This window comes from Paraburkholderia sediminicola, from assembly GCF_046026855.1.
GTDB classification, from domain to species: Bacteria; Pseudomonadota; Gammaproteobacteria; order Burkholderiales; family Burkholderiaceae; genus Paraburkholderia; species Paraburkholderia sediminicola_A.
In genome coordinates, this window is the sequence record NZ_JAQQET010000014.1 from 187683 (window position 1) to 211531 (window position 23849).

Consider the following 23849-nt stretch of genomic DNA (forward strand, 5'->3'; position numbering starts at 1 on the left):
CTGAGAAGGTGCGAACGACGATGGATGCCCGCACACAACAGCGACTAGCAGGCAGCCCACGTGCGCAACGAATGAAACGTCGCGCGGGCAGAGGGTCAATCAGGGAAGAAAAAGACTAAACGAACCGTCTCACTGCGCCGCCGCCGCATTCGGCATAGTCCGCCGCCCGAGCTTGCCCGCAGCGCCTTTGGCTGCGACACCCGGATGCGGCACTGTCGGCACCTGCGGCAATGCGGTCAGCGAACCATCGTCGACCGGCGACAGCAGCGCGCTCAACTGCAGCACGTCCTGATCGGTGAGATTGGCAGTGGAAGCCTTCAGCTTGAGGCTGTTGATCAGCGTGTCGTAACGTGCCTTCGCCAGATCGCGGCGTGCCGAAAACAGCTGATCCTGCGCATTGAGCACGTCGATATTGATCCGCACGCCGACCTGATAGCCGAGCAGATTCGATTCGAGCGAGGTGTTCGCTGATCGTTCGGCGGTTTGCAGTGCGCGCACCTGTGCGAGTCCGCTCACCACGCCGAGAAACGCCTGCCGCGCCGATAGCGCCGCGTTGCGCCGCGCCGTATCGAGATCGGCGGCGGCCTGGTCTTCGAGGGCGAGCGTTTGACGTACGCGGCTTTGCGTCGCGCCGCCCGCAAAGATCGGAATCGTGAGCTGCACGCCGATCGTGCTGTTCGTGTACGACGACCCCAGGTTGCCCAGTTCCGCGGCGAGCGCCGGTGTGCCGGGAGCGGGCGTGTTCGCACCGCTGCCGAAGCCGCCACCGAAATTGCCGCCAAAGTTACCCGTGCCCGCCGCACCCAGACTGCTGCGCGAGCGGCTCGCCACCAGGTCGACGGTTGGCAGATGGCCGGCCCTGACTTTCGACGTCTCGCGTTGCGCGCTGTCCAGCGCGATCTGCTTCAGCACCACCTGGTAGCTTCCGTCGGTAGCCGCATCGACCCACAGATTGATGTCGGCGGGCACGGGTGGTGGCAGCGGTGCACCGGCGGCGAGTCCATCCACCTGCTCGACGGGGTGTCCGACAATCTGTTGCAACGCCGCCAGCTTCACCGCGAGGTCGTTCTGCGCGGCAATTTCCTGCGAGATCGCCTGATCGTATTTAGCCTGGGCTTCGTTGGTATCCGTGATCGTCGTGTTGCCGACTTCGAATGAACGCTTGGCCGATTCGAGCTGCTGCGCGATCGACGCTTTCTGCGAGCGCACAATCGCGAGGCTGTCCTGTGAGGAGAGCGCGTCGAAGTAAGCCTGACCGAGCCGCACGATCAGATCCTGACGGGCCTGCGCAAACGAAGCCCGCGCTGAATCCACCGCAAGCTTGCCCTGCGCATAGCCGTACCAGCTATCGACGTGAATCAGTGGCTGCGTGAGCGAAATCGTGTAGCCGTTGCTGTTGCCGTAGGACGCAGGAAAGCCGCCGCCGAAATCGGTGTTCTGGCGATTCGCGGTGAGCGATGCGGAGACTTGCGGCAGCAGTTTGGCGCGAGCAAGCGGCAACTCTTCGCTATTGGCGGCGAGTGCCGCGCGCGCGCTTTGCAACTGCGCGTCGTTCGAGAGTGCTTCGTCGTAAAGCTGGGAAAGGCCGACGGCGTGCGCAGTGATCGGCAAAAACGCGAGAGCGGCACAATGAAGCGCCAGAGCGGCCGCGAGGACCGGCACCCGCTGACGAATCATCGCGACCGTGCGATCAGTAGGTGGGAACGGACGGATCGACCTGACGCGACCACGCGTCGATCCCGCCTTGCAGATTGAAGACGTTGGTATGGCCGCGCGATTCGAGGAACATCGCGACCTGGGCGCTGCGCGCGCCGTGATGGCACACGCAGACGATTTGCGCGTCGTCGTCGAGTTCTTCGCTGCGCGCGGGAATCTCACGCATCGGAATCGACACGGCGCCGGCGATCGACGCCGTCTGGATTTCCCACGGTTCACGCACGTCGAGCAGCACGGGTGCAGGGCGCGATTGATCGGCGAGCCATTCGGCGAGCGCGGGAGCGGTCAGATTTTGCATCAGCAGGACATCCAGTTCAGAGGACGGCGGCGCGCCAGCCGTACAGATAAACGTGTGAATTAGAACTTGAAGCGCGGCGGCTGCACAGCGTTGATCAGCGGCTCGATATAAGTCTCGAACACGTCGGCAATGCGGTATTGCTTCTCGTCGATACGCGTGATGATCTGCGCCTTCATAACCGGCGCGGTGCCGACGAAAGCCGCCAGACGGCCGCCGACCTTCAGATGTTCGAGGATTTCCTGCGGCAGCACCGGCAGGCCGCCCGACACGCAGATCACGTCGTACGGTGCAGCGTTGGCCCAGCCGCGGGAGGCGTCGCCGGTGACGACTTCGGCGTTCAGCACGCCGTTGGCGATCAGGTTGTTCTTCGCCAGTTCCGCGAGTTCCGGTTCGATGTCGACCGTCAGCACGTGCTGCGCGCGGTGCGCAAGCAGAGCGGCCATGTAACCCGAGCCGGCGCCGATTTCGAGCACGCTTTCGTGCTTCTTCACCGCCAGTTCCTGCAGCACGCGCGCTTCGACGCGCGGCGCCAGCATGTGCTGGCCGGCCGGCAGCGGCACTTCGAAGTCGACGAAGGCCAGATCGCGGTAGATGGTGGGGACGAAATTTTCACGCTTGACGATCGAGAGCAGATTCAGCACGTCCTGGTCGAGCACTTCCCAGGGGCGGATCTGCTGTTCGATCATGTTGAAACGCGCTTGCTCGATGTTCATGGTGGATTCGGCAGTATGGTTTGGCGAGTTTGCAATTCTTTGCCACTGACCGGCGGCCTTGGGGTACAACTTCGGGGTACATCCCCAGGATACATCTCAGTAAGCCGGCCACGGCAGGGTAACTGCGGGATTGTACCAAATGGCGGCGCGAATCCACGCTGTCGCGGGCAGTGCGCCGCCGGCCCGAACCCTGGACGGGCTGTCGCCATGCCTGCCTGACCCCGTGTTAATCCCTAGCGATCTGTCCTTGCGATTCCCGCTTCAATCGCGCAAAAATGTAATCGATTACATTTTTGAGGCGGATTCACTTGTCCAAGTCGTTGTCCAAAGCGGCCCCCGCGAAGTCGAAGACGCCCCCGGAGCCTGAGGTTCAGCCGCTGAGGCCGGCCGAAGGCCTTTCGATTGCCCAGGTGGCGGAGCAGGCGGGCGTCTCGGTGGCGACCGTGTCGCGCGTGCTGAACGGCCACGAGAACGTGCGGCCGGCCACGCGCGACAAAGTATTGGCGGTCGTCGACGCCAGCGGCTATCGCGTCAACGAACTCGCGCGCAACCTGCGCACCGCCGAAAGCCGGCTGCTCCTGACGATGGTGCCTGACGTCGGCAACCCCTTCTACGCGGAGATCGTACGCGGCATCGACAGCGTCGCGCGCCAGCACGGCTATTTCATGCTGCTATGCGACACAGGCGCCGATCCGGGACGCGAGCGCAGCTATTTCGATCTGCTGCGCCGCCGTCGCGCAGATGGCGCGATTTGCCTCGACCCCGCCACCATCCAGCAGGCGCTCGGCGAGGCATCCAGCGCGCTGCCTTGGGTCGCGTGCTGCGAATTCGATCCGGCGATGGGCGTGCCGTACGTCGGCATCGACAATTACCGGGCGGCGGGCGACGCGGTGCGGCATCTGCTCGCGCGCGGCCACCAGCGCATCGGGCTGATTAATTCGGACGTCGACTACCTGTACGCGCGGCAGCGTCAGCAAGGCTATCTGGACGCGTTGACCGAAGCGGGCATCACGCCCGACGAGCGTTGGCGCATGAACCTCAACAGTCTCGACTACGAGGCGGGCGCATCGGCGGCGGCCTTGCTGATGCAGCAGCCTCACGCGCCGAGCGCGATCTTCGCCGTGTCCGACACGCTCGCGATCGGCGTGATCCACGGTTTGCGCAGCGTCGGTAAGCGCGTGCCGGACGATGTCGCGGTAGTCGGCTTCGACGATATTTCGCTCGCCGCGCAAATCGATCCGCCGCTGACCACCATCGCCCAGCCGATGCGCGAACTCGGTGAAACCGCTGCGCGCCTCCTGCTGCAACGGCTCGCGAATCCATTGGCGAACGTGCCGGGCGTGCTGCTGCCGCATCGGCTCGTGATCCGCAGGAGCGCGTAAGTCATGAGCCTCGCCATCCGCTTCGACGATATCCGCAAAGACTTCGGGCCGGTGCGCGTGCTGCATGGTGTGAGCTTCGAGCTGGCGCCGGGACGCATCTATGGTTTGCTTGGCGAGAACGGCGCGGGCAAGTCGACGCTGATGAAAATCCTTGCCGGCTACGAAACGGCGACCTCGGGCACCTTGCTGGTCGACGGCCACGCGCAGCAGTTCATCGGTTCGCGCGATGCGGAAGCCGCGGGCATCGTGCTGATTCACCAGGAGTTCAACCTCGCCGAGCATCTGACGATCGCGCAGAACATGTATCTCGGCCATGAAAAAAAGCGTGGCTGGTTCGTCGACGATGCCGCAATGCGTGCCGAGGCGGCGCGTTTTCTCGCGCAGGTCGGCCTGGAGAAAGCGCCGGATACGAAAGTGCGCGAATTGATCGTTGCGGAAAAGCAGATGGTGGAGATCGCGAAGGCGCTGTCGCGTCGCGCGCGTTTGCTCATCATGGATGAACCGACCGCCACGCTCACGCCGTCCGAAACCGAGCGCCTCTTCACGCTGATGGCGAAGCTGAAAGCCGACGGCGTGACCATTGTCTACATCTCGCACAAGCTGGATGAAGTCGAGCGCATTACCGACGAAGTGATCGTGATGCGCGACGGCCGCTTTGTTGCGCGCAGCGAAACCGCGGGGCTCGCGCGGCAGCAGATGGCGAACCTGATGGTCGGGCGCGATGTGTCCGATATGTTCCCCGGCAAGATCACCGTGCCTGCCGACGCGCCGATCGCGTTGAAAGTAGAAGGCCTCGCCGTGCCGGACTGGGTCGAAGACCTGAGCTTCGACGTGCGCGCGGGTGAAGTGCTTGGCTTTGCAGGCCTCGTCGGCGCAGGCCGTACCGAAGCGTTTGAAGCGATCATCGGCTTGCGCAAACGCACGGCGGGCCGCATCGAGATCGCCGGCCGCCGGGCCGATCTGAAGAGTCCGCGCGATGCAATGCGCCACGGCCTCACGTATCTGAGCGAAGACCGCAAAGGCAAAGGCCTTCATGTGAATCTAAGCCTGCAGGACAACGTCACGCTGATGACGCTCGAACGCTACGCGCATCCCTTGCTCGATATGAAAGCGGGGCGCGCGGCGTTGACCCAGGCCGTGAGCGACTTCGGCATTCGCACGGGCGATCTGTCGAGCCGCGCGCGCATGCTCTCCGGCGGCAATCAGCAGAAGCTCGCGCTCGCCAAGTTCCTGCAGCCCGATCCGAATGTGATCGTGCTCGACGAGCCGACTCGCGGCGTCGATGTCGGCGCGAAACGCGACATCTATTTCCTGATTCATCGTCTCGCCGCGCAGGGCCGCGCGGTGATCGTCATTTCATCCGAACTGATCGAGCTGATCGGCCTGTGCCACCGCGTCGCCGTCATGCGCGCGGGACACCTGCAAACCACACTCACGCTCGAACATCTGACCGAAGAGGAGTTGATCGCCCATGCGACCGGCACCCACTGAAACCGTCCAATCCGGTCGCGCGCTGCGCTTTGCGCATCGTCTGTATGCGCTCGGGCCGCTCGTTGGGCTGATTCTGCTGTGCATTGTCGGCACGTTGCTCAACCGCGATTTCGCGACGCTCGACAACATGATGAACGTGCTCACGCGCACGTCGTTCATCGGCATCATCGCGGTCGGCATGACCTTTGTGATTATCTCGGGCGGCATTGATCTGTCGGTCGGATCGATGGCGGCACTGATTGCGGGCAGCATGATCTGGCTGATGAACGGACTCGCTGCCGGTATCGGCGGCCATACGCTCGCGCCCTTGCTGATTCTGACACTCGGCATTGTGTTCGCGCTGGTGCTCGGCGGTTTGTTCGGCTGCGCGCACGGTCTGCTGATTACCAAAGGACGTATCGAGCCGTTCATCGTCACGCTGGGCACGTTGGGGATTTTTCGCGCGGTGCTGACGTGGCTCGCGGATGGCGGCGCGCTGACTCTGGATAACTCGTTGTCCGACTTGTACGGGCCGGTTTACTACGCGAGCTTCTTCGGCGTACCGGTCCCGATCTGGGTGTTCCTTGTGGTTGCAGCGGGTGGCGCGCTGATCCTCAATCGCACCGCGTTTGGCCGCCATGTGCAGGCGATCGGTTCGAACGAACAGGTCGCACGCTATGCAGCGATTCGCGTCGACACCGTGAAGATCGTCACGTATGTACTGCTCGGCATCTGCGTCGGAGTGGCGACGGTCCTGTACGTGCCGCGGCTCGGTTCGGCCACGCCGACCACCGGCTTGCTTTGGGAGCTCGAAGCGATTGCATCGGTGGTGGTGGGTGGCACTGCGCTCAAGGGCGGCGAAGGGCGCGTGGTCGGCACGGTGATCGGCGCGATCCTGCTTTCGGTGATCGCCAACATTCTGAATCTGACCAGCATCATCAGCGTGTATCTGAACGCGGCGGTGCAGGGCGTGGTGATTATCTTCGTCGCGTTTGTGCAGCGTGGACGGCGATAAGCGGTAGGTGTGAGCTTCAAATGGAGAGACGGCGAGTTCGAGAATCGGGGCGCATGAACGCCTCACAATAGGAGACAGAACCATGAAGCAAGTCATTCGAGCGATCGGCGCCGGCATGCTGGCGTTGGGGATAGTGGGCACGGCGGGCGTCGCGCGGGCCGATGAAAAGGTCACGCTAGGCGTCGCGATTCCGACAGCCGACCACGGCTTTACGGGCGGCATCGTCTGGTGGGCGAACAAGGCGAAGGCCGATCTGGAGAAAGCACATCCCGATCTGAAAGTGATCGTGAAGACCGCAGCCGGCGCGCCTGAACAGGCGAACCAGTTGCAGGATCTGGTGACGGTGAACAAGATCAACGCACTGGTGATTTTCCCGTTCGAATCGGCCTCGCTCACGCAGCCGGTTGCTCAGGTAAAGAAGAAGGGCGTGTACGTGACGGTAGTCGATCGCGGCCTGACCGACACCAGCGCACAGGATGCCTACGTTGCGGGTGACAACACCGCGTTCGGCAAAATCCCCGCCGAGTACCTGGCCAAGGAGCTGGGCGGCAAGGGCAACATCGTCGCGCTGCGCGGCATTCCGACCACGCTCGACAACGAACGCTGGACCGCATTCACGAACGTGATCAAGAACTATCCGGAGATGAAGATCCTCGACGGCAAGTACGCGAACTGGAATCGTGACGACGCGTTCAAGGTGATGCAGGACTATCTCACGCGCTTCAAGCACATCGACGCAGTCTGGGCCGCCGACGACGACATGGCCGTGGGTGTCATCAAGGCGATCGAGCAGGCCAGGCGTACCGACATCAAGATCGTATTCGGAGGCGCGGGTTCGAAGGGCATGGTGAAGAACGTGATGGACGGCGCACCGATGATCAAGGCGGATGTATCCTACTCGCCGAAATTCATCTACGACGCAATCAAGCTCACCGCCGAGGCGCGTCTGAAGGGCGACAAGCTGCCGCCGACCACGATCATTCCGTCGGTGCTGATTACGAAGGAAAACGCGCAGCAGTTCTATTTTCCTGACTCGCCGTTCTGATCCCGGGCATCCGGAGCGCGCCTGCCGTGTGTCTGTCGAAGAGGCATGACAGGTGCGCCATAGTTCGAGGAACCGTACGATGAAAACCATTAAAGGGCCGGCGATCTTTTTGGCCCAGTTCATGGGTGACGAGGTGCCGTTCGATAACCTCGCGCATCTGGCGAGCTGGGCGGCGAGTCTCGGCTTCAAGGGGATTCAGGTGCCGTGCGATACGCGCCTGATCGATCTCGAACAGGCTGCGGCGAGCCAAACCTATTGCGACGCGTTGCGCGAGATCGCGGACGATGCGGGGGTGACGATCACCGAACTGTCGACGCATCTGCAAGGGCAACTTGTCGCTGTGCATCCGGCCTATGACACATTGTTCGATGGCTTTGCGGCGCCGCATGTGCGCGGCAATCCTGCTGCGCGCACGCAGTGGGCGATCGAACAGATGAAGCTGGCGGCAAAGGCGTCGCAGCGACTGGGGTTGAACACCCATGTGTCGTTTTCCGGCGCGCTCGCGTGGCCCTACCTCTATCCGTGGCCGCAGCGTCCCGCGGGTTTAATCGAAACCGCTTTCGACGAACTCGCGCGCCGCTGGACGCCGATTCTCGATGCGTTCGACGAAGCCGACGTCGACGTGTGCTACGAATTGCATCCGGGCGAGGACCTGCACGACGGCGTGACCTTCGAGCGCTTTCTGGACGCAGTGAAGCAGCATCCGCGCGCGAACATCCTCTACGACCCGAGCCATTTCATCCTGCAGCAACTCGACTACCTTGCGTTCATCGACATCTATCACGAGCGCATCAAGGCGTTCCACGTGAAGGACGCGGAGTTTCGTCCGAACGGCAAGCAAGGCGTGTATGGCGGCTATAGCGGCTGGGTGGAGCGCGCGGGGCGTTTCCGATCGCTTGGCGACGGGCAGATCGATTTCGGCGCGATCTTCTCGAAGATGGCGCAATACGATTTTCCCGGCTGGGCGGTGCTGGAATGGGAGTGCGCGCTGAAGCATCCCCAGGACGGCGCACGCGAAGGCGCGGAGTTTATTCGCCGGCACATCATCCGCGTGGCCGACCATGCGTTCGATGATTTCGCGGGCAGCGGCGTGGATGCGGCGCAGCTAAAGCGTGTGCTTGGCATTTGACGGCGATCCGAAGGCGCGTTGACCGCAAGTTGACTGCGAGTTGACCATGAAGCGAATGAAGCAGATCGCAACGGAGTGAATGTGATGCCACAAAGAAGACTCAGGCTCGGCATGGTCGGCGGCGGGCAGGGCGCGTTTATCGGCGCCGTGCATCGGATCGCGGCGCGGCTCGACGATCGGTTCGAACTGGTGGCGGGCGCGTTGTCGTCCGATCCTCGGCGCGCGCAGGCTAGTGCCGCTGAAGCCGGTATCGCGCGCAGCTATGCGGACTGGCGCGAGATGGCGCATGCCGAAGCCGCTCGCGAGGACGGTATTGACGCTGTCGCGATCGTCACGCCGAATCATCTGCATGCGCCTGTGGCGACGGCTTTTCTCGAAGCGGGCATCCATGTGGTGTGCGACAAGCCACTAGCGATTTCGCTGGCGGAAGGCGAGGCGCTGGCGAAGCTCGCCCGCGAGAAGAACAAGTTGTTCGCGCTGACACATACGTATTCCGGCTATCCGTTGGTGCGCCATGCTCGCGAGCTCGTCGAAAATGGTGCGCTCGGCGAATTACGCGTGGTGCAGGTCGAGTACGCACAGGACTGGCTGGCTGAACCGATAGAAACGAGCGGGACGAACAAGCAGGCAGGCTGGCGCACGGATCCTTCGTTGGCGGGTCCCGCCGGCTGCCTCGGCGACATCGGCACGCATGCCTATCATCTCGCGGCCTTTATCACGGGGATGACGCCGTCGTCGCTATCGGCGGAGTTGCATACGTTCGTGCCGGGACGCCGTATCGATGACCACGTGCAGGCAATGCTGCGCTATCCGAACGGTGCGCGCGGCATGCTGTGGGCAAGCCAGGTGGCGAGTGGCGCGGAGAATGCTCTACGTCTGCGGGTTTATGGCACGAAGGCCAGTTTGAGCTTCGATCAGGAGAATCCGAACGAATTGTGGTTCACGCCGCTGAGTGGCTCGGCTGAGCGACTGACGCGAGGGCGTGTGAAAAGTGCGATCGCAGCGCATGCGACGCGCGTGCCACAGGGGCATCCTGAGGGTTATCTGGAAGCGTTCGCGCAGTTGTACAAAGATGCGGCGTTGCAGATCGAGGCGTTGGATGCGGGCCAGCCTTTGCCCGCTGAATGTCTGCTGCTCACAACTGTCGATGACGGTGTGGCGGGACTGCGCTTTATTGATGCGGTATTGGCAAGCAGCGCGGCGGACGGTCAGTGGCGCGAGATCGGCAAGGGCTGAGTCGGCAGAACCCAAACGATAACGGCGAGTTCAACCGCCCTTGCTTTTCTTGAGTTGCGCTTCAAACGCGATATCGAGCTTGCTTGCCTTGCGCGGTTTCGGCGGCCCGAAACCGTCGACGAATTTGACGAAATCGTCGAGTGTCAGCGGATCGGAGACTTTCTTGTCCGTGCCGCTCGATTTGTCGACCAGATAAAACAGGCCGCCGGACAGGCTGATCGCGGCGAACTGCTGGTTGCCGCTGCGGGTTTTCAGCCGCTCGACGGCGTGGATGGCTCGGGTAGTGCGCATGGTGTGGGACTGCTGGTCGGGGAAAGACGTCTACTGTAGCAACTTCGCGAGGGGCGCGCGGAGTTGCTTCGTGGCGCAGCTTTGCAGCTCAAGCCTTGCGCCTGAACGTGCGGCGCAGCCAATCCGCCCAATCCTCCAGCACCGTATAGACCACCGGCACCACCACCAGCGTCAGAATCGACGACGTAATCACGCCACCGATCACCGTCTGCCCAAGCGGCCCGCGTTGCTCCCCGCCTTCGCCGAGCGCAGCCGCCAGCGGCAGCATGCCGAAGATCATCGCCAGCGTGGTCATCAGAATCGGCCGCAGACGCACGCGCGCCGCTTCGAGCAGCGCTTCACGCCGCTCCATGACGCGACCCTTGCCGGACGCGTCGAGCAGGGTGCCGCGCCGCGCCTGATTCGCGAAGTCGATCAGCAGAATCGCGTTCTTCGTCACGAGGCCCATCAGCATCACAAAGCCGATGATCGAAAACATGTTCAACGTGCTGCCGAACAGCAGCAACGCGATCAGTACGCCGATCAACGTGAGCGGCAACGACGCCATGATGGCGAGCGGTTGTGCGAAGCTCGCGAACTGCGACGCGAGAATCATATAGATGAAGATCACCGCGAGCGCCAACGCCTCCACCGCGTACACGAACGATTCGTTCATGCTCTTGGTCGAGCCTTCGAAGCGGTAGTGGTAGCCCGCCGGCAAATGCATCGCGTCGAGCGTCTTCGCCACATCTGCGGCAACTTCGCCGGGCGAGCGGCCATTCACGTTTGCCGACAGCATCACCTCACGTTGCAGGTCACGCCGGTTCAACACATCGGGACCGGTCGTCTTGACGATATCCGCGATCTGGCGCAACGGCACCAGCACCGGCGCACCGTTCGCGTCGGTGCGGTTGGTCGCGATCATCAGCTTGGCGAGATCGTCGACGTCCTGGCGCTGAGAGCGCGGCAAACGCACGCTGACGTCGTAGTCCTGGTCGTCGGGCGCGCGCCATGTGCTGATGGCGTCGCCGGAGAGCAGCGGCCGTAACGCGGTGCCGATGTCGGCCACGCCCACGCCGAGGTCGGAGGCCAGTTCGCGCTTCACATTGATCGCGACGATCGGCTTGTCCGCCTTGAGAGTCGAATCGAGGTCGACGAGGCCCGGAATCTTTGCCATCCGCACTTGAGCCGCGTCTGAAAGGCGGCGCAGTTCGTCGATGCTGTCTCCTTGCAAGCTCAACTGGATCGCTTTCGTGCTTCCCGCGCCGTCGGGTACGCCGATTTCCGTGATCGACACACCCGCCACCGAAGCGAGCCGCGCGCGAAACACCTGGTTCAATTCGACCATGCCGCGCGTGCGGTCGCGCCGGTCCTTCAGGCGCACGGTGATCAGCGCGGTGTTTTTGCCTTGTGTGTTGCCCGAGTTGACTGTCGCGTAACTGAAGCGCACTTCGGGGTAAGTCGCGAGAATCGCCTGCACCTGCTTTACTTTTTCCGAGGTGGCTTCGAGCGAGGTGCCCACCGGCGTGTTCAAACCGATCTGCGTTTCGGAGAAGTCGGCGTTCGGCACGAACTCGGTGCCGACGAACGGCACCAGAAACAGGCTGCCAAAGAACGTGGCTGCGGCCACGACCAGCGTGATCGCGCGATGTTTCAGCGACCAGCCGAGCAGGCGCTGATAGAACGCGGTGAGCCGTTCGATCTGTTTGTCGAACAGATGCAGGGAACGCTCGATCACGCGTCCATAGCGATAGCCTTTGCGGCCGGTATCGGCGTCGTGCAGATCGGGGTCCGGCCAGATGGAGGACAGCATCGGATCGAGCGTGAACGACACGAACATCGAGATCAGCACGGCAGCGGCCACCGTGATGCCGAACTGATGGAAGAAGCGGCCGATGATGCCGCCCATGAAGCCCACCGGCAAAAACACGGCGACGATCGAAAAGGTGGTCGCCAGCACGGCGAGCGCGATTTCCTTGGTGCCGTCGAGCGCAGCGGTGCGATGATCCGCGCCGAGCTGCACGTGCCGCACGATGTTCTCGCGCACCACGATCGCGTCGTCGATCAGCAAACCGACGCATAGGGACAGCGCCATCAACGTGATCACGTTGATCGTGAAGCCGCACGCGTACATCACCGCGAAGGTGCCGATCAGCGCGATCGGCAGTGTGAGGCCGGTGATCACCGTGCTGCGCCACGAGCCGAGGAACAGGAACACGATCAGCACCGTCAGCAATGCGCCTTCCAGCAGGGTGCGTTTCACCTCGTTGACGCTGTCTTCGATATTGATCGACGAGTCGTCGGTGATACTAAGTTGTACGCCCGGCGGCAGTTGCGGTTGCAAACGTGTGACTTCGTCACGCACGCCGTGCGCGACATCAACAGTGTTCTCGCCCTGCGCCTTGATGATCGACAGGAACAGCGCGCGCTGGCCGTTGAGCAAGGCCATGCTGTCCGGTTCCTGCTGGCCATCCACGACGTCGGCGACCTGATCGAGCGTGACAGGCTGTGTCGCAGAAGAGGCAGTCGGAATCGCCGACTGCGCGCCGCGCCGCGCGACGATGATGCGTTTGAAGTCGTCCGGTTTCTCGAAGCGGCCTTTGACCTGCACGGTTTGCTCGACATGGCTCGATGTGAGCGGCCCGGCCGGAATCTCCTGATTCTCGTTTTGCACCGCGCGGATCACCTGATCGACGCCGATCGAAAGCGCCTGCAGCTTCTCCGGATTCACGTCGATCTGCACCTGCCGCTTCACGCCGCCCACCAGCGAGACCGAGCCGACGCCGCGCACGGTTTCAAGCCGCTTGCGCACGATCTGATCGGCGACGGTGGTCAGATCGCGCGTAGACAACGACGCGCCCGGCGCGTTCGAGATGGCCACCGTGATGATCGGCATATCCGACGGGTCATAGCGCAGCACGCGCGGGTCTTTCACGCCGTCGCGCAGATCGGGGCGGATCAGCGCGATCTTGTCGCGCACGTCTTGAGCTGCCTGCACTGCGTCCACGGACAGATCGAATTGCACGATCACAACCGACTGCGCGTCGTAGGAACGCGAGGTGATTTCGTCGATACCGCTGATCGTGTTGACCGCTTCCTCGATCTTGCGCGTGACGTCGGACTCGACCGATTCCGGCGACGCCCCGGGATACGCAGTCTGTATAACCACGATCGGGAAGGTGATGTCGGGGAACTGATCGACCTTGAGCCGCTGATACGAAAACAGACCGATGACGAGGAACGCCATCATCATCATCGTGGCGAGCACCGGGTTGCCGATGCTGATACGGGTGAACCACATAGGTGCCGGCTCCGGTCAGCGTGCGCTGCTTGCGCCCGGCACGCTGGCCGCTTGCGGGGCAACCTGCTCTCGTTGGGCGGGCTGCACCACATGCACGGTGCTGCCGATCCGCAATGAGCCGAGATTGTTCTTCACGATCTGCTGGCCGGGCGCCAACGGGCCGCCGACGATCTCGGTCCATGTGTCGCCATCGGCTTCGCCCGTCGCGCCGGTCTGCACCGGTTGCTCAACCAGCTTGCCGCCGGCGAGCGCATAGACACTGCGGCGTGTGCCGTCCGTGCGTATGGCGGTGGCAGGGACGACCAGCACGTTCTGCCGGTTGCCGACCGAGATCGTGCCGGTGCCGAACATGCCGACCCGCAGCGTGCCCGACGGGTTGGCGACCTGCACGTACACCATGATCGAACGCGAGCCGGCTTGCGCCGCCGGGTTGATGCGCGTGATCGCGCCCTGGAGGGGGGTGTCGATACCGTCGAAAGCGATCTGGATCGGCTGACCGATCCGCACACGGCCGATCTCGCCGACCGGCACGGGTGCCTCCAGTTCGAGCGTGCGCAGATTGACCACGTCGAACAGTTTGGTATCGACCGCGACTTTCTCGCCCGGTTCGACCGAGCGCGAGGCGATCTGTCCATCGAGCGGCGAGCGCACGACGGTATCGTCCAAAGACAGATTCGACGACGCCAGCGCTGCCCTGGCCGCATCGAGATTCGCCCGGGCGATTTGATACTGGCTTTGTGCGGTGTCGAAAGCGTTTTTCGAAATGAAGCCCTTTTCGACCAGTACGCGGTTGTTATCGAGCGTCTGTTTCGCGATGTCGAGCTGGCCGGCCATGGCGGCCATCTGGCCGCGCGTCTGTTCGGCGCGGGCGACATAGTCGCGGGCGTCGATCTTCGCGAGGACCTGGCCGGTCTTGACCGGATCGCCTTCGCGCACCATGACATCGAGCGCCGAGCCGGCGACTTTCGATTTGACCGCGGCTTGCGTGACGGCGCGCAGCGAACCGGTCAGCGGCAGCGTTTCGGAGAGCGTGCGGCGACTGACGGTGGTGAGATCGTCAGGCGCGAATTCGACGACAGAAGAGACGGTGTCGGTGGCTGCAGCGGGGGTGCTGCGCTTCCTGATAGCCTGGGCAATCGCAATGGCGAGGATCACGACAACCACGGCGGTGGCGATGATGATGCGTTTTCTGGTTTTTAGCATGCGTGGTCTGACGGACTTCACGAACTGGCGAGAGGCGGCGGTGGCCTTGTAGTCTCAAGGCGCTCCGCGCTCGCACGGAATCGGCAAATTAGCCAGAACTCGCAGTTCACTGCAAGCTGGCCGTCAGCATGTTACACGCAGCTTGCAGGGCGCGTGCCGCCCGAACGGTGTGCTCGGGCAGCAGGCGTGCGTATTGACTCAAAAGTGACAAATTCAGACGGACTGATGGTGGCTGTGGGCAGTAAGATGCGCGTCGCTGAACCGGGATGGAACCCGCCGCGCATCACCCGCTCACTGACTCAGGTAAACGAATTTGCCGTTCCTGATGATGCCCATCACGCTGGCGCGCTGATCCAGACCGACGTGGTCCTTCGGGCTCGTATTGACCACGCCGTTCGGCACGACCAGTTCATGCGCGTGCTCCAGTTCGTCGCGCAGCGCAACGCGGAAAGCGGGTGTGCCCGGCTGTGCCGTCTTCAATGCCCGCGCCACCGCATCCTGCAAACGCGGATACACGCCTGCCGCATCGCCCGCAAATTGCGTCACACTGCCCGGGCCGTACTTCGCTTCGTATTCGTTGGTGAACGCGAGCGCCGCCTTCTTCGCCGGATGATCGGCCGGCAGCGTGCGCGCCACCACGACCGGCTGGGTCGGGAACAATGTGCCTTCCACATCTTTGCCGCCCAGCTTGATGAACTCGGGCGTCGCGATGCCGTGCGTCTGATAGATCGGGCCTTTGAAGCCGCGTTCGATCAGCGTGCGCTGCGGCAGCACGGTCGGCGTGCCGGCCCCGGCGATCAGGATCGCATCGGGTTTGGCCGCCATCAGCTTGAGGATCTGGCCGGTGACGCTAGCGTCGGTGCGGTTATAGCGCTCCGTCGCCACCAACTGGATGTGACGCAACGCCGCGAACTTGCTGAACTCATTGAGCCAGCTTTCGCCGTAACCATCGGCGAAACCGATGAAACCCACCGTCTTCACGTTGTGGTTCGACATGTAGCGGGTCATCACATCGGCCATCGCGCTGTCGGTCTGCGCCATCTTGTAGGCCCAGACCTTCTTGCCTTCCTGCGGTTCGACCACGCTTGCCGATCCGATCAGCGTGATCATCGGCGTCTGGCTTTCGGCAACCGGATCGAGCGCGGCCATCGCGGCCGGCGTGATATTCGGGCCGACGATCACGTCGACGTGGTCTTCATTGATCAGCTTGCGGATGTTGCGCACCGCGTTGCCCGGATCTGAAGCGTCGTCGAGGAAGATGTAGTCGGCTTTCTGGCCGGCGATCGTGGCCGGCCACATCAGCATCGCGTTCTTGCTCGTGATGCCGATCACGGCCGCGGGGCCGGTGCTCGACAGATCGATGCCGACCTTGATGTCGGCCTGTGCTGTGGTGGCGAGCAAGAGCGCGCCGAGAGCGGCTAGGCCGCTGATCTTTTTCTTATACGACTTCATCGAGGGGTCTCCGTAGCGGGAAGCGTGGTGATGTCAAAGTTCGTAGGTTTCGTGTTCGCCTTTGAGCGCCTGTTCGATCAGCTTGCGATTCATGCTTGGCGACAGCAGTTCGACGAGCGTATACACATAGCTGCGCAGATAGGCGCCCTGTTTCAACGCGACCCGGGTCACATTGCTGCCGAACAGGTGGCCGACCGGCATCGCGCGCAAATGGCGGTCGCGCTCGGCGTTGAACGCAATATCCGCCATGATGCCGACGCCCAGACCCAGTTCCACATAGGTCTTGATCACGTCGGCGTCGATCGCCTCCAGCACGATGTCCGGATGCAGCCCGCGCAGGCGGAACGCCTCGTTGATCTTGGTGCGGCCGGCGAACGCGTTGTCGTACGTAATCAGCGGATATTGGGTCAGATCATCCAACGACAAAAGTTTGCGGTCGAGCAGCGGATGATCCGGCTGCATCACGGCGACGTGGTGCCACTGGAAACAGGGCAGCGAGACCAGTTCCTTATAGTTAGCGATCGCTTCGGTGGCGATGCAGAGGTCGGCCTGATCGTGGATCACCATCTCCGCGACCTGAGTCGGGCTGCCTTGCAGAATTGAAAGGTGAACTTTCGGGAAACGCTTCTTGAATTCGGCGATGGCGGCCGGAAGTGAGTAGCGTGCCTGGGTGTGGGTGGCGGCGATTACCAGATTGCCTTGATCCTGGGCTGCGTAATCTTTACCGACCCGCTTGAGGCTCTCGACTTCCTGCAGAATCTTCTCAACTGACTGAAGAATGATGCGCCCCGGCTCCGTCATTCCCCGCACGCGCTTGCCGTGCCGGGTGAAGATTTCGACGCCCAACTCGTCTTCCAGCTCGATGATCGCCTTGGAGACGCCCGGCTGGCTTGTAAACAGGGCTTTGGCCGCTTCGGTCAGGTTGAAATTCTGCCGCACAGCCTCGCGGACGAAGCGGAATTGATGCAGGTTCATATATAACCTCTCCGCATATCAAAAGAATTTTTTAGTCGTTTGAAATATAAGGCGAGTTTATTACGATCTGTCCATCTTTTTCAATATGGATATCTGTATTTGTCATAAGCAAATGAGAGATAGGTCTAAACCCTGACTCTCCTTGACTGACAAACACCTGTATTCAGGGCGTGGCGGAACCGGGTGGCCGGCCCCCGGACCGTCGTGTGTCACGCAAAAAATTGGGGTCCCCGAATGTACCAATACGATCAGTACGACCAGACCATCGTCGATGAGCGGGTCGCGCAATACGCCGATCAGGTTCGCCGCCGCTTGTCAGGCGAATTGAGCGAAGAGGAGTTCCGTCCGCTGCGCCTGCAGAACGGCCTGTACATGCAGCGCCACGCGTACATGCACCGCATCGCGATTCCGTACGGCAACCTGCGCAGCGACCAGATGCGCGTGCTGGCTCAGATCGCGCGCGAACACGACCGCGGCTACGGCCACTTCTCGACGCGCTCGAACATCCAGTACAACTGGATCAAGCTTGAAGAAACGCCGGAAATCCTGCGCAAGCTTGCTGCGGTGCAGATGCACGGCATTCAGACCTCGGGCAACTGTATCCGTAACATCACGGCCGACCAGTTCGCTGGCGTAGCGCCGGATGAAATGGTCGATCCGCGTCCGTGGGCAGAAATTCTGCGTCAATGGTCGACGTTCCACCCGGAATTTGCGTGGCTGCCGCGTAAGTTCAAGATCGCCGTGTCGGGTTCGAAGGAAGACCGCGCTGCCGTGCAGATCCACGACATGGGCGTGTATCTGAAGAAGAACGAGCAGGGCGAGCTGGTGGCCGACATTCTGGCCGGCGGCGGCATGGGCCGTACGCCGATCATCGGTGCGATCATCCGTAAAGATCTGCCGTGGCAACACCTGTTGACCTACTGCGAAGCCGTGCTGCGCGTGTACAACCGCTATGGCCGCCGCGACAACATCTACAAGGCGCGTATCAAGATTCTCGTGAAGGCGCTGAGCCCGGAGAAATTCTCGGCGCAGGTCGAAGAAGAATGGCAACACCTGAAGGACGGTCCGGCGACGCTCACGCAAGCCGAAGTCGACCGCGTGTCGCAGTACTTCCAGCCGCCGGTGTATGAGAAGCTGGCCGACACAGACGCATCGTTCGAAAAGCATTTGCTGGAAAGCCGCCCATTTGCGCGCTGGGTCGAACGTAACGTGCGCCCGCACAAGGTGGAAGGTTATTCGTCGGTCACGTTGTCGCTGAAACCGACCACGATCGCCCCGGGCGATGCAACCGACGCGCAGATGGAAGCGGTCGCCGACTGGGCCGATGAATACTCGCTCGGCGAAATCCGCGTGTCGCACGAACAGAACCTGATTCTCGCGAACGTGAAGAAGCGCGATCTGTTCGCGCTGTGGGAAAAGGCCAAGGCGCAGGGTTTCGCAACACCGAACATCGGCTTGCTGACCGACATCATCGCGTGCCCGGGTGGCGATTTCTGCTCGCTCGCGAATGCGAAGTCGATTCCGATCGCGCTGGCGATCCAGGAACGTTTCAACGATCTCGACTACGTGTACGACCTCGGCGATGTGTCGCTGAACATTTCGGGCTGTATCAATGCGTGCGGTCACCACCACGTTGGCAACATCGGCATTCTGGGCGTCGATAAGGACGGCTCGGAGTGGTATCAGGTGACGCTCGGCGGCGAGCAGGGTTCGGGCGCCACGGGCGCGCATCTCGGCCGCGTGATCGGCCCGTCGTTCTCGGCGGAAGAAATGCCGGACGTGATGAGCAAAGTGATCGACACGTTCGTGGAGAATCGCCACGAAGGCGAACGCTTCATCGAAACGTACAACCGCATCGGCATGGCCCCGTTCAAGGAACGTGTGTACGCCTCGCGTCAACCGGCTCACGCGTAACCGCGAAAAGGATACTGAACAGATGACTTCTATCATCAAGAACCGCGCGATTGTCAGCGACGACTGGACGGTGGTGCGCGCCGCAGAAGACGGCACGCTGCCCGCGGTCGATGCATTGCCGGCCGGCAAAGTGCTGGTGCCGCTTGCGCTGTGGCAGGCTTCCCGTGACGCATTGATCGCTTCGCGCAGCGCCGCTGAAATCGGCGTGTGGCTCGCGCCGGATAGCGAGCCGGCGGATATCGTCGCCGACTTCGACACGATCGCGCTGATCGGCGTGGATTTCCCGGTGTTCCGCGACGGTCGTGGCTATAGCATCGGCCGCCTGTTGCGCGAGCGTTATGGCTACAAGGGCGAACTGCGTGCGATCGGCGACGTGCTGCGCGATCAACTGACGTTTATGTTCCGCTGCGGCTTCGACGCTTACGCGCTGCGCGAGGACAAAGACTTCGACGACGCACTGAAGGCGTTCGACGAATTCAGCTTCAACTATCAGGGCGCGGTGAACTCATCGCCGCTGTTCCGCCGCCGCGAAGCAGGCGAACTGGCAAAGGCATCGGCATGAGCGACGTCCAATCGCTCACGCCGGAACTCGCTGCGAAGGTCGAGCGCCTTGATGCTCTACTCGACTCGATCGCCGCGCGTCACGCGAACGTGAAGCTCGCCAGCAGCCTTGCAGCGGAAGACATGCTGCTCACCCACGCAATTCTCTCGCGTGGTGTGAAGATCGGCATCTTCTCGCTGAACACGGGCCGCCTGCATGCGGAAACCCTCGGCATGCTCGATCGCGTGAAAGAGCGCTACGGGTATGATATTGAGCAGTTTCATCCGCAAGCTGCCGCGGTTGAAGAGTATGTCGGTTCGCATGGTCTGAACGCGTTTTACGAAAGTGTCGATCTGCGCAAGCGTTGCTGCGAAATCCGTAAGGTCGAACCGCTGAACCGCGCGCTGTCGGATGTCAGCGCATGGGTGACGGGTCAACGCCGCGAACAGTCGGTCACACGTGCCGAACTGCATGCGGAAGAGCACGACGCCGCGCGCAACATCGCCAAGTTCAACCCGCTGACGGACTGGACCGAAGCCGAAGTATGGGATTACCTGAAAGCGTTCGACGTGCCGGTCAATCCGCTGCATGCGCGCGGTTATCCGAGCATCGGCTGCGAGCCATGTACCCGCGCGATCCGTCCCGGTGAAGACAGCCGGGCAGGGCGCTGGTGGTGGGAGTCGCGCGATACGAAGGAATGCGGGCTGCATATCACGACGATTACACCGATCCCCGTCAGCCGCAGCGAAAACGCTTCGGCATAGAGCATTCAGGCGGTTCAGGCCTTGGTTTTTAGCCTGAACGCCACACATACCGATTTGAATAGTTCCGCCTGGGCGAGCAACCGCTTGTCAGGCGAATCAACGAAGGACCCAAACATGAGCACCACGCTCGATTCCACTGTGAATGCACCGCTTACCAATACGGCAAACCGGATGGATCACCTCGATTGGCTCGAAGCCGAATCGATTCACATCCTGCGCGAACTGGTTGCCGAATGCAGCAAGCCCGCGCTGCTGTTTTCGGGCGGCAAGGATTCGGTTGTGGTGCTGCACCTCGCACTGAAGGCCTTCGGTATTGGCGCGAATCGCAAGACCGTGCTGCCGTTCCCGCTCGTACATATCGACACCGGTCACAACTACGATGAAGTGATCGACTTCCGTGACCGCCGTGCGAAAGAGATCGGTGCCGAACTGGTGGTGGGTCACGTCGAAGATTCAATCAAACGCGGCACGGTGCGGCTGCGCCGCGAATTGGATTCGCGCAACGCCGCCCAAGCCGTGACGCTGCTCGAAACGATCGCGGAACATGAGTACACCGCGCTGATCGGCGGCGCGCGCCGCGACGAAGAAAAGGCCCGTGCAAAAGAACGGATCTTCTCGTTCCGCGACGAGTTCGGCCAATGGGATCCGAAGGCACAGCGCCCGGAACTGTGGAGCCTGTATAACGCGCGTCTGCACAACGGCGAACACCTGCGCGTGTTCCCGATCTCGAACTGGACCGAACTCGACGTGTGGCAATACATCGCTCGCGAACAGCTTGAACTGCCGTCGATCTACTACGCGCATCAACGCGAGATCGTGCGCCGCAACGGCCTGCTCGTACCGGTCACGCCGCTTACGCCGATGCGTGAAGGCGAGACCAGTGAAACCGCGCTCGTGCGTTTCCGTACCGTGGGCGATATCAGCTGCACGTGCCCGGTGGAAAGCGATGCCGACAATCTCGAGAAGATCATCGCTGAAACGGCCGTGACCGAAATCACGGAACGTGGCGCGACGCGGATGGACGATCAGGTCTCCGAAGCCGCGATGGAACAGCGTAAGAAGCAAGGTTATTTCTAATACGGGACTGGAGTTAGTGCTTCACCCTAACTCCGATCGACCGCAACAAGTTGCATGGGATCGGAGTAAGAGCTTTGCACTAACTCCGATCGACAGAGGGCAAGACAATCATGAGCGGTATTCACCAACCAGAAGACCTCGGCGTGCTGCGTTTTATTACTGCGGGTAGCGTCGACGACGGCAAGAGCACGTTGATCGGCCGCCTGCTGTACGACAGCAAGGCTGTGCTCTCCGACCAGCTTTCGGCACTGTCGCGAGCAAAGAATAAGCGTACCGTTGGCGACGAAATCGATCTGTCGCTGCTGACCGACGGCCTCGAAGCCGAACGCGAGCAGGGCATCACGATCGACGTCGCGTACCGCTACTTCGCCACCGCCAAGCGCAAGTTCATCATCGCTGACACGCCGGGCCACGAGCAGTACACGCGCAACATGGTGACGGGCGCATCGACCGCGCATGCAGCGATCATTCTGGTCGACGCGACCCGTGTGACGTTCGTCGACGGCGTGGCGCAATTGCTGCCACAAACCAAGCGTCATAGCGCGATCGTGAAATTGCTTGGCCTGCAGCATGCGATCGTCGCGATCAACAAGATGGACCTCGTCGACTACAGCGAAACGCGTTTCAACGAGATCCGCGACGCGTATGTCGAACTTGCGCGTCAGTTGGGCCTGAATGACGTGCGCTTCGTGCCGGTGTCGGCGCTTAAGGGCGACAACATTGTGACGGCTAGCGAGCGGATGCCGTGGTACGCAGGCGAACCGCTGCTCGACTTGCTCGAAGCATTGCCGGTCGATATCCCGACGGGTCAGGCGCTGCGCTTCCCGGTGCAATGGGTGGCGCGTCAGGACGGCAGCCAGGCTGACGATTTCCGCGGCTACATGGGCCGTGTTGAAGCGGGTGAAGTGAGAGTGGGGGACACGATCGTTGTGCTGCCGGCGAACCGCGAAGCGACGGTTGCCGAGATCATCGCTCCGGTAACGGGCGGTACGGCGGCAGTGGATCGCGCGTTTGCCGGTCAAACCGTGACGATCCGTCTGGCGGAAGACGTCGACGTGTCGCGTGGCGATACCTTCGTGCTGCGCGAAGAAGCACCGGAACCGGCGAAGAAGCTGGAAGCCGACCTCTGCTGGTTCGACGACACGCCGCTCTCGACGCAACGCAAGTATCTGTTGAAGCAGACCACCAACACGGTGTTCGCGCGGATCGGCTCGATCAGGGAAGTGCTCGACGTGCATACGCTGTCGCAGGCAACCGATCGCAAGGAACTGACGATGAACGACATCGGCCGCGTTGCACTGACATTGCAAAAACCGCTGGTGTGCGACGTGTACGACTCTCATCAGGGCACGGGTGCATTCGTGCTGATTGACGAAGCGACGCATCACACCGTTGCGGCTGGGATGATTCGGGCGTTTTCGGCTTAAGCGGTTGAGACTCGGCCGCGTACAGCAGGCGCCCTAACGAACAGGTTGATGCAAATGGGTAAGGTTTATCTGATCGGCGCAGGCCCGGGTGCTGCGGACCTCATCACGGTACGCGGGGCGCGGCTGCTGGGCACGGCTGATGTTGTGTTGCATGACGCGCTTGTCGAGCCGGCAATGCTCGACCACGCGCCTGCGCACGCGCGGCGAATTGCGGTGGGTAAGCGCTGTGGGCAACTGTCGACGGCGCAGCAGTTCATCAACAAGCAGATTGTGGACGCTGCGCTTGAACATGACGTGGTCGTTCGTTTGAAGGGTGGCGATCCGATGTTGTTCGGGCGTGCCGATGAGGAGATGCGGGCGCTGGAAGCCGCAGGCATCGAGTACGAGGTTGTACCTGGGATTACAGCGGCGCTGGCTAGCGCGGCTTCGTTGAAGCGGTCTCTTACGCTGCGCGGCGTTTCTCGTAGTGTTGCGCTGGCTACTTTTAGCCGCGCTCCGGGGTCTGACGAGATTCGCGAGCAGGTGAATGCGGATTCGCTCGTGTTTTATATGGGTCGCGATAGTGGGGTGGAGATTGCCCAACAGTTGATTGACGCGGGGCGTGCTGTGTCGACGCCTGTGGCAATTGTTGAGGCGTGCAGTACGGAACGTGAGCGGATGCTCACCCTCACGCTTGAAGAACTCGCTGCTGGCGAGGCACAGAGGTGGGTTGATGCTTCGCAACCGAGTCTCTTGATGATAGGGGAGGCGTTTGCTGCTCGGCAGCAGGTTGGCCGCTCCGCGGAAGGGTTTTTAGTCGCGGCTTAGGTTTTTTGTTTTTTGCTGTTCGCCTGCGGCGTTAGGCTTTTCTTGATTTTGTTTGTGTTCGTGGTGTTTGTTGTTTGCCTACGGCGTTGGCCTTTCCTTGAATTCTTATCGGTC

The 23849-nt window shown here is 61.9% G+C and carries 20 protein-coding genes; 12 read left to right on the plus strand and 8 right to left on the minus strand.

The features are described from left to right. Positions 1-129: 129 nt before the first annotated feature. From PQR40_RS17660 to PQR40_RS17670, 3 genes are read right to left on the minus strand one after another with little or no spacing between them, the layout of a single operon-like run. Entirely contained in the window at positions 130-1677 is a 1548-nt protein-coding gene (locus tag PQR40_RS17660) for a TolC family outer membrane protein (RefSeq protein WP_408509491.1), read from the minus strand. A gap of 13 nt (positions 1678-1690) precedes the next feature. Further along, complete coding sequence (locus tag PQR40_RS17665) at positions 1691-2014, minus strand: rhodanese-like domain-containing protein (protein ID WP_028200548.1); 324 nt, start codon at positions 2012-2014, stop codon at positions 1691-1693. A 59-nt stretch (positions 2015-2073) separates the two neighbouring features. Next, positions 2074-2727 carry a protein-L-isoaspartate O-methyltransferase family protein gene (locus tag PQR40_RS17670; RefSeq protein ID WP_408237386.1) on the minus strand — a complete coding sequence of 218 codons (654 nt, stop codon included), beginning with the start codon at positions 2725-2727 and terminating at the stop codon, positions 2074-2076. Between the two features lie 308 nt (positions 2728-3035). Between PQR40_RS17670 and PQR40_RS17675 the strand changes: the two genes are divergently transcribed. The 6 genes from PQR40_RS17675 (at position 3036) to PQR40_RS17700 (ending at position 10004) form a co-directional block, all read left to right on the plus strand. Beyond that, positions 3036-4109, plus strand: a complete 1074-nt coding sequence (locus tag PQR40_RS17675; RefSeq protein WP_408393984.1) for a LacI family DNA-binding transcriptional regulator — start codon at positions 3036-3038, stop codon at positions 4107-4109. Between the two features lie 3 nt (positions 4110-4112). Continuing rightward, complete coding sequence (locus PQR40_RS17680; RefSeq protein ID WP_408393986.1) at positions 4113-5600, plus strand: sugar ABC transporter ATP-binding protein; 1488 nt, start codon at positions 4113-4115, stop codon at positions 5598-5600. Beyond that, entirely contained in the window at positions 5581-6594 is a 1014-nt protein-coding gene (locus tag PQR40_RS17685; RefSeq protein ID WP_408393989.1) for an ABC transporter permease, read from the plus strand. The genes PQR40_RS17680 and PQR40_RS17685 overlap by 20 nt, the downstream gene beginning before the upstream one ends. Before the next feature lie 82 nt (positions 6595-6676). Continuing rightward, positions 6677-7639, plus strand: a complete 963-nt coding sequence (locus tag PQR40_RS17690; protein ID WP_408237398.1) for a substrate-binding domain-containing protein — start codon at positions 6677-6679, stop codon at positions 7637-7639. A 79-nt stretch (positions 7640-7718) separates the two neighbouring features. Then, the gene (locus PQR40_RS17695; protein WP_408509492.1) at positions 7719-8768 is read left to right on the plus strand and encodes a sugar phosphate isomerase/epimerase family protein; all 1050 of its coding nucleotides are present in this window, start codon (positions 7719-7721) and stop codon (positions 8766-8768) included. Between the two features lie 84 nt (positions 8769-8852). After that, complete coding sequence (locus PQR40_RS17700) at positions 8853-10004, plus strand: Gfo/Idh/MocA family protein (RefSeq protein ID WP_408393995.1); 1152 nt, start codon at positions 8853-8855, stop codon at positions 10002-10004. A gap of 30 nt (positions 10005-10034) precedes the next feature. Here the strand turns inward: PQR40_RS17700 and PQR40_RS17705 are convergent, their stop codons facing one another. The 5 genes from PQR40_RS17705 to PQR40_RS17725 all read right to left on the minus strand — a co-directional run bounded on the left by PQR40_RS17705 (position 10035) and on the right by PQR40_RS17725 (position 17205). Beyond that, positions 10035-10295 (minus strand): hypothetical protein, encoded by a 261-nt coding sequence (locus tag PQR40_RS17705; protein ID WP_408393997.1) that lies wholly within the window; start codon positions 10293-10295, stop codon positions 10035-10037. Between the two features lie 88 nt (positions 10296-10383). Continuing rightward, positions 10384-13575 carry an efflux RND transporter permease subunit gene (locus PQR40_RS17710; protein WP_408394000.1) on the minus strand — a complete coding sequence of 1064 codons (3192 nt, stop codon included), beginning with the start codon at positions 13573-13575 and terminating at the stop codon, positions 10384-10386. Positions 13576-13590: 15 nt separating this feature from the next. Next, complete coding sequence (locus tag PQR40_RS17715; protein WP_408394003.1) at positions 13591-14778, minus strand: efflux RND transporter periplasmic adaptor subunit; 1188 nt, start codon at positions 14776-14778, stop codon at positions 13591-13593. Between the two features lie 291 nt (positions 14779-15069). Beyond that, on the minus strand, positions 15070-16230 hold the full coding sequence (locus PQR40_RS17720; RefSeq protein ID WP_408394006.1) for an ABC transporter substrate-binding protein: 1161 nt from the start codon (positions 16228-16230) through the stop codon (positions 15070-15072). Between the two features lie 33 nt (positions 16231-16263). Continuing rightward, positions 16264-17205: a CysB family HTH-type transcriptional regulator gene (locus PQR40_RS17725; protein WP_408202288.1), complete on the minus strand. Its 942-nt coding sequence runs from the start codon at positions 17203-17205 to the stop codon at positions 16264-16266. Between the two features lie 234 nt (positions 17206-17439). Here PQR40_RS17725 and PQR40_RS17730 point away from each other — a divergent pair, with 234 nt between their 5' ends. The 6 genes from PQR40_RS17730 (at position 17440) to cobA (ending at position 23735) form a co-directional block, all read left to right on the plus strand. Next, positions 17440-19119 carry a nitrite/sulfite reductase gene (locus PQR40_RS17730; RefSeq protein WP_408237419.1) on the plus strand — a complete coding sequence of 560 codons (1680 nt, stop codon included), beginning with the start codon at positions 17440-17442 and terminating at the stop codon, positions 19117-19119. A 22-nt stretch (positions 19120-19141) separates the two neighbouring features. Next, the gene (locus tag PQR40_RS17735; RefSeq protein ID WP_408394012.1) at positions 19142-19681 is read left to right on the plus strand and encodes a DUF934 domain-containing protein; all 540 of its coding nucleotides are present in this window, start codon (positions 19142-19144) and stop codon (positions 19679-19681) included. Next, a complete protein-coding gene (locus PQR40_RS17740) occupies positions 19678-20424 on the plus strand; it encodes a phosphoadenylyl-sulfate reductase (protein WP_408394015.1) in 747 nt (248 codons plus the stop codon). The genes PQR40_RS17735 and PQR40_RS17740 overlap by 4 nt, the downstream gene beginning before the upstream one ends. A gap of 114 nt (positions 20425-20538) precedes the next feature. Then, a complete protein-coding gene (gene cysD / locus PQR40_RS17745) occupies positions 20539-21501 on the plus strand; it encodes a sulfate adenylyltransferase subunit CysD (RefSeq protein WP_200574778.1) in 963 nt (320 codons plus the stop codon). A gap of 110 nt (positions 21502-21611) precedes the next feature. Further along, complete coding sequence (gene cysN, locus PQR40_RS17750) at positions 21612-22928, plus strand: sulfate adenylyltransferase subunit CysN (protein WP_408237430.1); 1317 nt, start codon at positions 21612-21614, stop codon at positions 22926-22928. Between the two features lie 54 nt (positions 22929-22982). Continuing rightward, positions 22983-23735: a uroporphyrinogen-III C-methyltransferase gene (cobA, locus tag PQR40_RS17755; RefSeq protein WP_408237560.1), complete on the plus strand. Its 753-nt coding sequence runs from the start codon at positions 22983-22985 to the stop codon at positions 23733-23735. Positions 23736-23849 lie beyond the last annotated feature (114 nt).

Bases quoted from the DNA above. Each gene is read 5' to 3' on its own strand.
- cysD (WP_200574778.1), top strand. From the start codon at position 20,539: ATGAGCACCACGCTCGATTCCACTGTGAATGCACCGCTTACCAATACG.
- PQR40_RS17660 (WP_408509491.1), bottom strand. From the start codon at position 1,677: ATGATTCGTCAGCGGGTGCCGGTCCTCGCGGCCGCTCTGGCGCTTCAT.
- PQR40_RS17670 (WP_408237386.1), bottom strand. From the start codon at position 2,727: ATGAACATCGAGCAAGCGCGTTTCAACATGATCGAACAGCAGATCCGC.
- PQR40_RS17705 (WP_408393997.1), bottom strand. From the start codon at position 10,295: ATGCGCACTACCCGAGCCATCCACGCCGTCGAGCGGCTGAAAACCCGC.
- PQR40_RS17735 (WP_408394012.1), top strand. From the start codon at position 19,142: ATGACTTCTATCATCAAGAACCGCGCGATTGTCAGCGACGACTGGACG.
- PQR40_RS17665 (WP_028200548.1), bottom strand. From the start codon at position 2,014: ATGCAAAATCTGACCGCTCCCGCGCTCGCCGAATGGCTCGCCGATCAA.
- PQR40_RS17680 (WP_408393986.1), top strand. From the start codon at position 4,113: ATGAGCCTCGCCATCCGCTTCGACGATATCCGCAAAGACTTCGGGCCG.
- PQR40_RS17685 (WP_408393989.1), top strand. From the start codon at position 5,581: ATGCGACCGGCACCCACTGAAACCGTCCAATCCGGTCGCGCGCTGCGC.
- PQR40_RS17690 (WP_408237398.1), top strand. From the start codon at position 6,677: ATGAAGCAAGTCATTCGAGCGATCGGCGCCGGCATGCTGGCGTTGGGG.
- PQR40_RS17725 (WP_408202288.1), bottom strand. From the start codon at position 17,205: ATGAACCTGCATCAATTCCGCTTCGTCCGCGAGGCTGTGCGGCAGAAT.
- PQR40_RS17730 (WP_408237419.1), top strand. From the start codon at position 17,440: ATGTACCAATACGATCAGTACGACCAGACCATCGTCGATGAGCGGGTC.
- PQR40_RS17710 (WP_408394000.1), bottom strand. From the start codon at position 13,575: ATGTGGTTCACCCGTATCAGCATCGGCAACCCGGTGCTCGCCACGATG.
- PQR40_RS17695 (WP_408509492.1), top strand. From the start codon at position 7,719: ATGAAAACCATTAAAGGGCCGGCGATCTTTTTGGCCCAGTTCATGGGT.
- PQR40_RS17740 (WP_408394015.1), top strand. From the start codon at position 19,678: ATGAGCGACGTCCAATCGCTCACGCCGGAACTCGCTGCGAAGGTCGAG.
- cobA (WP_408237560.1), top strand. From the start codon at position 22,983: ATGGGTAAGGTTTATCTGATCGGCGCAGGCCCGGGTGCTGCGGACCTC.
- PQR40_RS17715 (WP_408394003.1), bottom strand. From the start codon at position 14,778: ATGCTAAAAACCAGAAAACGCATCATCATCGCCACCGCCGTGGTTGTC.
- PQR40_RS17700 (WP_408393995.1), top strand. From the start codon at position 8,853: ATGCCACAAAGAAGACTCAGGCTCGGCATGGTCGGCGGCGGGCAGGGC.
- cysN (WP_408237430.1), top strand. From the start codon at position 21,612: ATGAGCGGTATTCACCAACCAGAAGACCTCGGCGTGCTGCGTTTTATT.
- PQR40_RS17720 (WP_408394006.1), bottom strand. From the start codon at position 16,230: ATGAAGTCGTATAAGAAAAAGATCAGCGGCCTAGCCGCTCTCGGCGCG.